Annotated in this window: 12 protein-coding genes; all 12 read right to left on the bottom strand. The window is 51.0% G+C overall.

The genetic code is table 11. The features are described 5' to 3' along the window. Positions 1-17 precede the first annotated feature (17 nt). The 12 genes from citF to OCY70_RS10510 all read right to left on the bottom strand — a co-directional run bounded on the left by citF (position 18) and on the right by OCY70_RS10510 (position 12,524). Positions 18-1,574 (bottom strand): citrate lyase subunit alpha, encoded by a 1,557-nt coding sequence (gene citF, locus OCY70_RS10565; protein WP_213428807.1) that lies wholly within the window; start codon positions 1,572-1,574, stop codon positions 18-20. A gap of 26 nt (positions 1,575-1,600) precedes the next feature. Further along, entirely contained in the window at positions 1,601-2,464 is an 864-nt protein-coding gene (gene citE, locus OCY70_RS10560) for a citrate (pro-3S)-lyase subunit beta (protein WP_143798127.1), read from the bottom strand. After that, positions 2,465-2,767, bottom strand: coding sequence for a citrate lyase acyl carrier protein (gene citD, locus OCY70_RS10555; protein WP_261944834.1), 303 nt, complete (start codon positions 2,765-2,767; stop codon positions 2,465-2,467). A 22-nt stretch (positions 2,768-2,789) separates the two neighbouring features. Continuing rightward, positions 2,790-5,036, bottom strand: a complete 2,247-nt coding sequence (locus OCY70_RS10550; protein WP_261944833.1) for an ATP-binding protein — start codon at positions 5,034-5,036, stop codon at positions 2,790-2,792. Between the two features lie 327 nt (positions 5,037-5,363). Further along, entirely contained in the window at positions 5,364-6,716 is a 1,353-nt protein-coding gene (locus OCY70_RS10545) for a 2-hydroxycarboxylate transporter family protein (RefSeq protein ID WP_143798125.1), read from the bottom strand. Positions 6,717-7,235: 519 nt separating this feature from the next. Then, positions 7,236-7,934 carry a response regulator transcription factor gene (locus OCY70_RS10540; RefSeq protein WP_213428813.1) on the bottom strand — a complete coding sequence of 233 codons (699 nt, stop codon included), beginning with the start codon at positions 7,932-7,934 and terminating at the stop codon, positions 7,236-7,238. Positions 7,935-8,280: 346 nt separating this feature from the next. Further along, the gene (locus OCY70_RS10535; protein ID WP_213428814.1) at positions 8,281-9,552 is read right to left on the bottom strand and encodes an ABC transporter permease; all 1,272 of its coding nucleotides are present in this window, start codon (positions 9,550-9,552) and stop codon (positions 8,281-8,283) included. Next, the gene (locus tag OCY70_RS10530) at positions 9,545-10,450 is read right to left on the bottom strand and encodes an ABC transporter ATP-binding protein (protein ID WP_213428816.1); all 906 of its coding nucleotides are present in this window, start codon (positions 10,448-10,450) and stop codon (positions 9,545-9,547) included. The genes OCY70_RS10535 and OCY70_RS10530 overlap by 8 nt, the downstream gene beginning before the upstream one ends. After that, the gene (locus OCY70_RS10525) at positions 10,447-11,346 is read right to left on the bottom strand and encodes an ATP-binding cassette domain-containing protein (protein WP_213428818.1); all 900 of its coding nucleotides are present in this window, start codon (positions 11,344-11,346) and stop codon (positions 10,447-10,449) included. Before OCY70_RS10525 ends, OCY70_RS10530 begins: the two co-directional genes overlap by 4 nt. A gap of 23 nt (positions 11,347-11,369) precedes the next feature. Further along, a complete protein-coding gene (locus OCY70_RS10520; RefSeq protein ID WP_213428820.1) occupies positions 11,370-11,759 on the bottom strand; it encodes a GntR family transcriptional regulator in 390 nt (129 codons plus the stop codon). Positions 11,760-11,827: 68 nt separating this feature from the next. Next, positions 11,828-11,959 carry a hypothetical protein gene (locus OCY70_RS10515; protein WP_261944832.1) on the bottom strand — a complete coding sequence of 44 codons (132 nt, stop codon included), beginning with the start codon at positions 11,957-11,959 and terminating at the stop codon, positions 11,828-11,830. After that, a complete protein-coding gene (locus tag OCY70_RS10510; RefSeq protein ID WP_249725210.1) occupies positions 11,919-12,524 on the bottom strand; it encodes a hypothetical protein in 606 nt (201 codons plus the stop codon). Before OCY70_RS10510 ends, OCY70_RS10515 begins: the two co-directional genes overlap by 41 nt. Between the last annotated feature and the right edge of the window lie 7 nt (positions 12,525-12,531).

Genomic DNA, 12,531 nt, shown 5'->3' with positions numbered 1-12,531 from the left:
ATCAGACACGCCCGATCTTATTTGTTTTTTACCTGGCGGATAACGTCGATGACCGAACCGTCGCGGTATTTGACAACGCCGACAATTTTATCCTCCCATTGGATGGGCTCCGGATTTCCGACGATGCGGGTCGCTTTTTCCTTCAGTTCCTCAATCGTCACTACCGGAAGCTTGGCTGCTTTCAGGTTGTGCAGCAGGTCGTCCCGCATCGGGTTGACCGCGATGCCCTGATCGGTGACGAGCACGTCGACCGTATGGCCCGGGGTAATGATCGTATTGACCTTGTCGAGAATCGTGGGCATTCTGCCGCGGATCAGCGGAGCGACAATAATCGAGGCGGAAGCTCCGGCCGCAGTGTCGCAATGTCCGCCCGAAGCGCCACGAATCACGCCGTCGGAGCCTGTGATAACATTCACATTGAAATCAAGGTCGATTTCCAACGCGCTCAGTACGACGACATCGAGCTGGTGCGCCGCGCATCCCTCGTTGTCGGGGCTCGCATAATACTCGGCGTCGATCTGATGGTGGAAGCGGTTGTTCTTCAGCGATTCCACCGCTTTCAGGTCAAAGCTCTGCACGTCGAGCAGCCGGTGGATCAAGCCTTCTTCGTGCAGCTCGACGATCTGTTGGGTGATACCGCCAAGGGCAAAGCTTGCCTTGACATTATGCGCCAGCATCTTGTCCCGCAAAAACCGTGTCGTCGCAAGGGAAGCGCCGCCTGAGCCGGTTTGCAGCGAGAAGCCGTCCAGGAAGTAACCGGAAGCCTCGATAACGTCCGCGGCATAGCGGGCGATCAGGAGGTCCTTCGGATTGCTCGTATAGCGGGTAGCTCCCGAGACGATTCCCTTCGGGTCGCCGATGCAATCGACTACGACGACGTAATCGACCTGCGATTCCGGGATGCCGAAAGGCACGTTGGGATACGGGACCAAGTTGTCGGTAATCATGACGACACGGTTCGCGTGCTGCGCATCCACTTTCGCGTAGCCGAGCGAGCCGCAGGCCGAAGCCGCAGCATTGCCCCGCGAATAGCCGTTGGCGTTGCCGTACGGATCGCACGAAGGCACGCCGAGAAACGCGACATCGATCGGGCATTCTCCCGATGCGATCGCCCGCGCCCGGCCGCCGTGGGAGTTGATGACGACGGGAATGTCCATCAGGCCGTGGGAATAGGCTTGCGCGAGCTCGCCTCTTAGGCCGCTCGTTTCAATTCGGCGGATGACGCCGTTCTGCACATGCTTGACCAATGGAGCATGAATATCCGTAAGCGAGCTGGCCGCGAGCACGAGGTCGCGAATGCCCATCTCGGCGATTTTATCAATGACCATATTGACGATATAGTCTCCATTGCGGAAATGATGGTGGAACGAGATCGTCATCCCGTCTCTTAAGCCGGTCGCTTTAATGGCAGCTTCAATCGAAGCGATGACTTTGTTTTTGGCGGGATTTTGCTGGCGATCCTTGAGCCTCTCCGTATTTTTATACTGGCCGTTGACCTGCTTCTTATGATAGGGGGTCAGCGAGCCGAGCCCGTCGATATGCAAGGGAATTTCTCTTCCTGCCTCATTATGCATCACATTCACCTTATTCCGTGTTATTTTTACGCGTTGGCCAAGCTAAGAACTCTGCGGGCTCTTTCGACGATCGGACGGTCGATCATCCGGCCGTCCAGGCTGATGACGCCCGAGCCCTTGGCTTCCGCTTCCTCGATGGCTTCAATGACCCGCAAGGCTTTGCGTACTTCGTCCTCCGTGGGCGTGTAAATGCGATTGACGATCTCAATTTGGCGCGGGTTAATGATGGACTTGCCGTCAAAGCCCAACTGCTTGATCAGCTTCACTTCGTTCGCAAAGCCTTCCTCATCCTTGACGTTCGAGAAGACGGTATCGATCGCATCGATGCCCGCCGCCCTTGCGGCGAACAAGATGATGCTGCGGGCCGTCTGCAGCTCAATGCCGTCGGCCGAACGAGTCGTTTTGAGATCGGTTACGAAATCCTCAGCACCAAGGGCAATCCCGATGAGCCGGCTGCTGGACGTGGCTATGCGCTCGGCGTGCAACACACCCTTGCCGCTTTCAATCGCGGCGAACAGCTTGATCGTGCCGTGCTCCATGCCGATCCTGCGCTCAATCTCCGTGATTAATTCGTCCGCTTCGACGACATCGTCGGCTGTCTCCGTCTTCGGCAATCGGATGGCATGCGGTTTCGCCCGCACGATCGCCTCGAAATCGTCCCTGCCGTAAGGGGTGTTGAGACCGTTGACCCGAACGAGCACCTCCGTTCCGCCAAAGTCGAACGTTTTCAACGAATGGTATACGAGCAGACGCGCCGCATCCTTCTCGTTGACCGAAACCGAATCCTCAAGGTCGATCATGATCGAATCCGCCCCGTATATATGGGCATCCCGGATCATGCCGGGATTGTTGCCGGGAACGTAGAGCATCGTTCGTCTAAGCTTTTGCATTTATTCCGCCTCCCATGGATGGTGGTTGTCATGGACCGCTCTGCCGACAGCCGTCTTGACTCTCGCCTGTATGGTGCAATCCAGTGCGCCCTTGTCGTTGGCGCGTACCAGCGCATCCGCTACCCCCATGCTTTCCAGCGTTTCCCGGATGACTTTGCGAATCTGATTGCCGAACTGGTTTTCCACCGTGCTGATCAGATCGATTTCGATGCCCTTGCCTTCGTTTTGTTCGATGGATATCGTGATATCGCTTGATTCAAGCGTACCCGCTATCCCTACTCTGCTGATTTCCAAAGTGAACACCTCGCTAACTATGTCTGTGCCTTCAGCCTGCGGATTGGAACAGCTCCTTGATCTTTCTGGCCAGTTCCGATCCGGTTACCGGCTTACACATGTAATCGTCTATGATGAACCGTTCCTTGGACTCCACGACCTTTTCCTCCACAAATCCGGTCACTAAGATGATCTTGATTTGCGGATTTAGCGTTTTCATCCGTTCCGCCAAATCCAGGCCTTTAATATAGGGCATGGCTTGATCGGTGATGATAACGTCGAACTTGGTCGGGTTCGATTCGACTGTTTTGATCGCTTCAACGCTGCTCGATTCGGATTGTATCTTAAAACCGAAGGGCTCAAGACCTTTTTTCATCGCTTTCAAAACCTTGATCTTGTCATCGATAAGCAGAACGGTCTTTGAATCCTTAGGAACAGGCAAGGGACAAGACGGGCCTTCATTCACCTGTAATGTGGCTTGAGGAATGTAAACCGAAAAGACGCTCCCCTTTCGGACTTCACTTTCCACCGTTATAAATCCTTTATGACTCTCGACGATTCCGTACACGATGAACAACCCGAGTCCTGTGCCTTCTCCGGTTGACTTCGTCGTGAAGAACGGATCGAAGATTTGGGACATCGTTTCCTTACTCATGCCATATCCCGTATCCGACACGGATATTTTGACAAAGCGTGGAGCGTCCTGTGCGGATTCATTTATTTTTCGGGCCTCGTGGAGAGAGAGCGTCTCCACCTTGACCTTCAGAGTCCCGCCTTGACCCTTCATCGCCTGATACGCATTGGTGCAAAGATCTATTACCACCTGATGGATCTGGACTTTATTAGCTAGAATGACGGCACTGCCATCGAGCTTTTCATAAACGACATCAATATTTGGCGTTATAATCGGCTCGACAAGTTTCAATGTTTCCTCAACCAGTGCAGCTACGTTTGCGGGCTCATATTTGCCTTTCCCGTTATCCGAACGGCTAAAGACAAGCACTTGTTCGATAATATTCCGGGCTTTTTCAGACGCTTCATAGATTTCGTTCGCATAATCGTACATTTCTTCCTGAGGACTCAACTTGTTCAGCATGATTTCCGAATACCCCAAAATCGGGGTTAGCAAGTTATTGAAATCATGAGCGATTCCACCGGTCAACGTACCGATAACCTGAAGCTTTTGAGCGTGCGCCAGTTGCAGATCCTTTTTCCTTATCTGCTCGTGAGTCGCGTTCAGCTCCCTCAAATACTTCGTCTCCACTTCAAGGGCTTTTTTATTTTTCTGAGCCTTCATGACCATGAAGATAGCACCGGATAAAATTAATAAGATCATGAAAAAAATCTCCATGGTTTTGAAACGATTTTCGGCAATGGGCCCCTTTACGTCCTCATAATCCATAGCCGCGGCGACGATCCAAAAAAAAACGCCAAAGTGAGCCTTGGAAAAAGCTTCAAACTTCTTGGTTTTTTCCAGACTCTGCTCCATCCACCAATAGGAATGGTAAACCGCCGAACCTTCTTCCTCGCTTAACTGAAAATCCATTAACGTGTCCAGATCCCTAAAATCCAGTTCGGGATAAGCGATTTTCAGGCTCTCCAGGGATTTCCCTATATTCCACGGATTCGGATGCATGAGGTAGACCCCCTGATCGTTCTTTACGTGGACATAGCCCTTCTTGCCGACTCGGAACGGCTTGACCAAAAGTTCATATATAGCGTTCAGATCAACCGAACTGACGAGAATACCTTCAAATTCCTGATCTAGAAACACAGGTTGGTAAATATTTGTAATATACCTTCCAGGTTGTTCAAACTTGGCCTCCCCGATCAGAGCCTGTTTTTCCCTCAGAACATTTTGAATCTCATCTTCAATGGTTGTCCGAATAGTCTCCGCTTCGGTAGCGGAGGTTTCGGGAAAAATACCTACTGTTTTCCCTTTTTTATCGATAACGCAAATTCTGTCAATCCCTTGATTTTTTGCCATGTAATAAGCTTCAATCGCCTGCTTTACCGGCACCGGATCGGCATTGGCCATTCCGAGGGCAACTCCGCGGTTTCCCGCGACGATTCCAAGATTGTGAACCTGCTCTTTAAAGGACACCTCCAGGTTCCTGGCGGTCAATTTGGCGATCGTCAAAAGCTGCTGCTGTTGCTGAGTGATCACGGTCCGTTCGTCATTGACATAGGAACCATAGGCCATCCAGACAAGAAGCAGAAAGGCAACCGGGAGCGCCGACAGCATAATGAAATACAGCAGACTTTTTTTGTTTTGCAGCTTGTCAAGTTTGAAATACATATCGTTTTTCCTCTCCGGGCCATCTCTAGTCGCCCACTTTATACGGATGGAGGCATCCTGATTCCAATATGGACGAGAGGGAATTAATTTTTAAGTGACTCCCAGATTCCGACTTGTAAATCATTCTTAACGAACCTGCTTATCTCGAGATATACCCATCGTAAAACGAAAATCTTAAAGTATTCTGGCTTCATCTTAAAATTTTTTAAAGATTTTCGCTTGCGATACATTGGTCGGGATCGAGAAAGCCGTGAGATGGCAACGACAATAGAAGCCGGAACAATAAAGACGGCCGGCGCCGCAAACGCCAACCCGCCCTTATCTCATTTACTTCAACCACAACTCGAAAATTACGCCTGCAGCCACCAGAATCATGGCTCCGCCGAGACGGGTAGCCAGCTGCGCATAGGACATCAAGATCATTCTGTTCGATGCGCCCAATATTTCAAGGTCACCCGAGCCGCCTCGGTTAACGTGGCACAGACCGCCGGCAATGACGGCTTCAATTTCATAGAAGCCAACCAATTTAGCAAAGAACCAACATCCGACGGAAACGCCTGCAATCGTAAAGATACTAATCACAGCGGTTTGCAGATTAACGGCATGAAGCAGTGCGCTAAAGTCGGTAAAAGTGATACCGACACCTGCCAAAAAGACATACATGATTTTACCCATCATAAATTCGTTAACCTTTTTCAACCCGTCTTTTGCACGTTGAGGAATGACGTTACATCCATTTGCAAGGATCAAAAAGATAACCATGTAAGCATAAGGGTGAATCTTGAAAGAACCGATACTTGGAAGGAGGCCGTTACCGACCAAATTTGCCAGAGCAAAGAAGGCCATGGCCACAAACAGCCCAAAAACTGCGTCCGTCATTGTAGCCTTATTTTCTTTTTTGGCTTCGTTTGCAGCAGTGACTTGACCTTTAATCAATTCGCCGTTACCGGTCCACTTCGGCATTTTCTTTCCGATTCCATTTAAAATTGCTGCGAAAATGATGGAGAAAATGTTGGCGATTGTTAAGATTGCGATGGCCGAGGAATACCAAATTGTCGGGTCTTGCTGAGTAACTTGGCCCCAAATTTTACTCATCGGAATGGCGCCGGCGCCATTTCCGCCGCCCATAATCGGAAATGCATAATTGATGACGACTTCTTTATAAGGCACGCCTACAAGGAATCCGCCTACAATCGCAAAGATGATTGCAGTAATTGTACCGACGACAACCATCGGAATAAATGCGCCAATAGCTTTGGCCAAAAACTTTCTATTAATTGCCAAAATGGAACTGGTGATAATGACCGCAATAAAAAAGTCAAGCAATCCCATATCGTCAAAAAGATTCTTTACTCCGTCTACTGCTTCTGCAGGAATAACCCCTTGCGCCACTAAAAATGAAGCGCCCAAGAAAGAAAGCAAGGCGCCGCCGCCGAGATAGTCTTTCCAGATCGGAAGGTTATCTCCGACCTTTCCAAAGAAAAATCCCACAACATACAATAACATAATACTTCCGGCAAAAGAGGTTTCGATAGATTTGGTGACAATAGATAAAGTCAGGATTACAAAACCGGCAAACCATGCCCATAAAGGCACCCCGTACATGTTAAGGGATAGAAAATTTCCCTTTGAGGAGGTTCCAATCCCCTCGGAACCTAACGTTGGTGATAGTTTTGACATCGTTGTTTCCTCCTAAACTGAATGCATTACAGGGCCACGAGGTATGTAAGCGTTTACAGAAACGGCGCTTCCCCATACTAATGGAACACCTCTCTTCGTGTGGTTGCGCTCACTGTAAACGATTCCCATTTTTCCGCGATCGAACTTCCTGGTATTCGGCTGTTTTTTCGCTTAACGGGTAAGCGGGGAAGGATGGGTAACCAAACTCAAGCAAGTCCGCACATTGATCGCAAATTTGCCCGTTTTTGTCCAATGTCCTTCCATTCCCGTGACATAGCGGACATTCTTGTCGAGGCTCTTTCAATGAATTTCTTCCTTTCCGACATCGAAATGATCAAGCGTGTAATGCTTCTCCCATCGAATGTTGGATCATCCTCCTCTGGGGTTGAGATAAATTTAGTGTAAATTGCATTTCTTAAAGTATTCTGATCAAATCTTATTATTTTTTAAGATTTGCAGGAAAAAGAAAGACCGTCAGGAGGATGATCCTGACGGTCTTTCGGCTTATGCAATTTTGTTCTAGGTTTCCACAGTAAAACGGTATCCGATCCCCCATACCGTCTGGATATATTTCGGTTTATCGGGCTTATCCTCGATTTTTGTTCGCAGATGCCGGATGTACACCATGATCGTATTGTCGTCGATCACCGTTTCCTTCCAGACGTTCTGGTACAGCTGCTCCTTGCTGAACACCTGGTTGGGATGCTCCATCAAAAATTTCATCAGCAGCGCTTCTTTGGAGGAAAGCGTGATTTCTTCGCCGTTTTTGTAGAACGTATACGTTTTCAGATTGAACAGGAACGGCCCCAAGGCTAACTTGGAAATCTTATCCTTCGATTCAAGCATCTCGCGGTAGCGCCGGATGTGATTTTTCACCTGGGCGCACATAACCTGCGGGCTAAAGGGCTTGGTGATGTAACCGTCGGCACCCAAGCCGAAGCCGATGATCTGATCCGTGTCTTCCTTCTTGCCGCTAAGGAAGACGATCGGGGTGTTGATACCGAGTGCGCGGGTTTTCCCGAGGACGCCGTAACCGTCGATATGATCCATCACAATATCAAGAATGATCAGATCAAAGGCTTGCTTTTGGATCATATCCATCGCTTCGCTTCCGTTCTTCGCTTGAAACACTTGCATGTTATCGCTTTCAAGAACAGTGGTGATCAGCTTTCGAATATAGTCTTCGTCATCGGCGACGAGTACCTTTGCTTTGCTCATACTTATGCGGCACACCTCCGTTAAGGTCAAGGCTGTATACGAGTTTTTATCGGACAAAGAATGTGAATTTATTCCCATAGCCTTTTAAGGTGAAGTTTATCAACACTGTTCCGAAAAATCAAGAAGTCAAACCTAAAAAAAGGAGATCCGATGAAAGGAGACCACTGAGTAACTTGCTTTTTTCACTAAGCAACTAAACATCGAAAAACATTAGACGGCCGGTATCCCTGAATTTGGAATAACGGCCGTCTTTTTATTTTCTAATTCTGCCTCCAAAGCTGGATTTCTTGCTTCATCAGCTTTAGTCTTTTTTGTAAATTTACGGTGAAGATCGTTTCGAGAAATGTTAAATCTTGTACGCCTTCATCGCCTTGCGGATCTCTTTCCACGACGGGCGCTTGCCGTACATCAGGACGCCGGTGCGGTAAATCTTCGCCGCCAGCCAGCCGAACACGAAGACCGAGGCGAGCAGGATAACGATCGATGTCCCGAATTCCCACCAGGCTACCTCGCCTACGCCAAGACGCAGCAGCATCGAGGTCGGCGTGAAGAAGGGAATGAACGAAGAAATCTTCACCAGCAGCGAATTCGGCGTTGAGATGCTAAAGATCGCAATGTAGAACGCCGCCATCGTCAGCATCGTAATCGGCATGATCGCCTGGCCGAGATCCTCCGTCCGGCTCACGATCGAGCCGACGGCCGCGAACAGGGTCGCGTACAGGAAGTAGCCCAGCACATAGAGCAGCAAGCCGCCGCCTATAACACCCCAATCGATCATCGACATATCGAAGTTAATGGCCTCCAGCGGCGCGCTGTTATGCGGCAGCATCAAGTTCCCGATCATGACGAGGAAAAAAAGTCCGATCTGCATTAACCCGAGGATGAACATCCCGATAATCTTTCCGAACATCTGGGCGAGCGGCGAGACGCTCGTAATGAGAATTTCCATAATGCGCGAGCTCTTCTCCTGCGTAACTTCGGACGCGATCATATTCCCTGTCATCGTATTCGTCATGAAAAACAAAATGATGAGCACGGTAACGACAACGACCGATACCCCTTTCTTGGCCGGGTTCTCTTCTTCGCCCGCAGTGCCCCCATCCTTCAAAATCGTCTTGCTCTCGACTTGAACCGGCTCGTTCAATTGGGCAATCTGCTCCGGTGTCAATGAATCCTTGACCAGCCACTCCGTCTTAATCAGCGCGAGCGTGCCTGTCAGCTTCGATTCCTTCTCCATGCCGAGCTCATCTTTCCCGGAATAGACAACAAGCGGAAATTCTCCCTGCGCCTTATCCTCGAATGTAATATACCCTTCGATCTTGCTGGCCTCTACATCCTTCTTCAACTGCTCCTCCGACGCATCGGTATACGGAACGAAGCGGAAGTCCGCCTTCTCCTGCCTGGCATAATGATCGGTCAGCGACTTCGCGATGTCCGGATGCGGCCCGGAGACGACGCCGATCGTCGTCGGTTCGTTATTCGAGAACAAAGAGATAAAGTACGGGACGTTGGCGCCTATGCTAATCAGCAGCGCGAGAATCAACGTCGAAATAAGAAACGATTTGGTCATTAGCTTGGTCCGCAGCGTAAATCCGATGACCGTCCATACATTATTCATTCGAATCACCTCCTACCGCCTTGATGAAGATTTCATTCAAGGTCGGCTCCTTCACTTCGAAGTGCTGAATCGGACCTTGGGCGAGCGCTTTCTGCAAAATTTCCTGTGCCGCAGCCTCGTCGCTGATCCGAATGCGGTATCCTTCCTCCGTCCGGTTCACGTCGGCTACCCCCGGAATCAAGGCCAGCCCTTCCACTTCCCCGGCGGTCCGAAGCAGCACCTGCTCCCGCGGGTAACGGGACTTCAGCTCCCGCAGCGAGCCTTGAACGACCGCGTTGCCCTTCTGCAAAATCGTCACATTGCGGCACAGCTCCTCGACATGCTCCATTCGGTGGGTCGAGAACAGAATGCTCGTGCCTTGGTCGCGAAGCTCCTTGACGGTCTCCTTCAGCAGCTCGACATTGACCGGATCCAGCCCGCTGAACGCCTCATCGAGAATGAGCAGCTTCGGCTTATGCACGATGGCCGCGATGAACCCGATCTTTTGCTGATTCCCTTTGGACAGCTCCTCAATTTTCTTGTTATAGTTCTCCGGCACATTGAAGCGTTCCAGCCAATATTTAAGGTTCCGGTCCGCTTCCTTGCGCGGCATTCCGCGCAATTGCGCCAAGTAGGTCACCTGATCGCTTACCCGAATTTTCGGATACATGCCCCGCTCTTCCGGCAGGTACCCCAGTGTCCGCTGCAGCTCCGTATGGAACGGCTGGCCGTTATAGCGGATCTCTCCTCCATCCGGGTAAATAAGGCCAAGCACCATGCGCATCGTCGTTGTTTTCCCCGCGCCGTTCGCCCCGAGCAGACCGTAAATTTCCCCCTCTTCCACGTCCAGACTCAAGCCGTTGACGGCTGTCTTGTCCGCATACTGCTTCACGACTTGCTTCAACTCCAATGGCTTCATTCGCCTCGAACCCCCTGATTCAACTCAATTAAATACGCCAGAATATCATCCAGCTCAATGCCGGCCGTCTGCATCGGAATCATGCCGTTCTCCGCCAGGAACGCATCTGCCCGATCCGCCTGGCTGGCAATCAGCCGTACCCCGTGCCGTTCCTGGATCGCCTTGACTACGCCCGGAACGCCGGCATAATCCTCGGCCTCCCCTTCTACCCAGAATTCCTTCCAGGCATCGAACAGCGCATCCTTCTCGATAATGAGCAGCACCTGCCCCTTATGCAGGAACAGAACATAATCAGCCAGCCGCTTCACTTCCTCGATAATATGCGTCGCAATGACAATGGAACGATGGCCTTCTTCCAAATACGAATTCAAATCGTCGATCATCATCCGCCATGAAATCGGATCGAAGCCGGAAGATGGCTCATCCAGCAGCAGGAGGTCCGGCTGCGGGCAGATGCCCAGGATAAGATCGAGCTTGCGGCGCATCCCTTTGGACAGCTTCCTGAGCTTCGTCTTCGGGGGGATGTCGTACCGGGCCATCAGATGATGATACAACTTCCAATCCCATCGCTCATACCAGTAGGCGGAGAAGGCTGCTGCCGCTTCCGCGGTAAGATCATCCTCCTCCGAATTGGGGCTCTCCGCCACATAACCGATGCGCGCCTTGACAGACGTGTCCAGCTCCGGTCGATACGTCTCCTGGAAGAGCGAGATACTGCCGCTGTCCGGCTTAATGAAGCCCATGCACATCCCCATCAGCGTCGTCTTCCCGGCCCCGTTCGTTCCCACAATCGCGGTGACGCAGCCTTGGGGAATCTGTATGTTCAGCGGTCCGATTTGCAGGCGTTCCCTCCGCTTCATCACATCCTTCAAGACGATGACCGGTTCGGTATTCATCACATTTCCTCCCTATTGACGAATTACTTCATCTTCTTCTGCCGTATCAAGTCCTCCAGCATATGCGCAAGCTCTGCCGCGGACATTTCTACCCGCATGGCGGCCTCGATCGCCGCCACGAGCGCTTCTTCCACGGCCCGCTTGCGGTACTGCTCCCGCTCGCCGATCCCGACCGGCGCAACGAACGTCCCCGTTCCCTGCTTCGTCCGCAGCAGCCCTTCCCCTTCCAGATCCTGATATACTCTTCGAACCGTAATCACGCTGCACCGCAATTGATGGGACAATTCACGAATGGACGGCAGCAGCATCCCTTCATCGAGATAACCGCTCAAAATCAACGCGCGCAGCTGATTCGTAATCTGCGCATATAACGGTTCCGAGCTGTTCTCATTAATGTCAATCGGTATGAACACCGCCTGCCCACCCCCTGACTCTTCATATTGATATCGTCACACTCTCCCCGTGCAGAGGCTATGAACGTCTAGTCGAGATCCCGATTGCGAATCGTATTCCGGGTGGCGGCTATGCCGATAATGAATGTCTGGACAATGACGCCTGCGGCGATCAAGCCGCTAATCCACGGATAATGCTTGGCTATATAGATAACGGCCATCATCATGCTTCCCCCGGACAAGGCCACGTAAGACAATTCGCAGGTAGCCCCCGGCATGCTTGCCCAGTTCAAACTGGATGTAAACCGTCTGAACCACGACGGAGAATGCAGTCAGAACGAGCACATAGGCGATGAGCGACAGCGGCGAGAAGGTCGATTGCAGACTGTCGCTGAGCATCATCTGTGCGGTTAAGAACACCGTCATATTCAGAACGAAGGCCACCGCCAGCATCATATAGCGTGATAGCGCGATCGTACCCACATCAATCGGAAGAATGCGCAGCTTCCTCATCCATTTCGTATAAGAATCCTCCTGTAAATAGCGCGTGTTGCGCCGGGAGAAAAAGAAGCCGAAATTCGGCAAGGTGATAAGGTAGACAAAATCAAAAACCGCCCGCAGAACTAAAGTATCGCCCTCCTGATCCGGTTTCAACAAGCCATTCAGCATCAGCGTCGAAATAGCCCCCATATAACCACTGAACAACAGTGTGAACAAGACCCCCCATTTAAAGCGAATCAGGTCCGTCTTGACCAGCATCCACGCATCCTTCAACTGCTTATTCACCGGTATC

The sequence above is a fragment of the Paenibacillus melissococcoides genome (assembly GCA_944800085.1).
Taxonomy (GTDB): Bacteria; Bacillota; Bacilli; order Paenibacillales; family Paenibacillaceae; genus Paenibacillus_B; species Paenibacillus_B melissococcoides.
The sequence above is the reverse complement of the archived record's forward strand: the minus strand, read 5'-3'. Positions and strand labels throughout refer to the sequence as shown.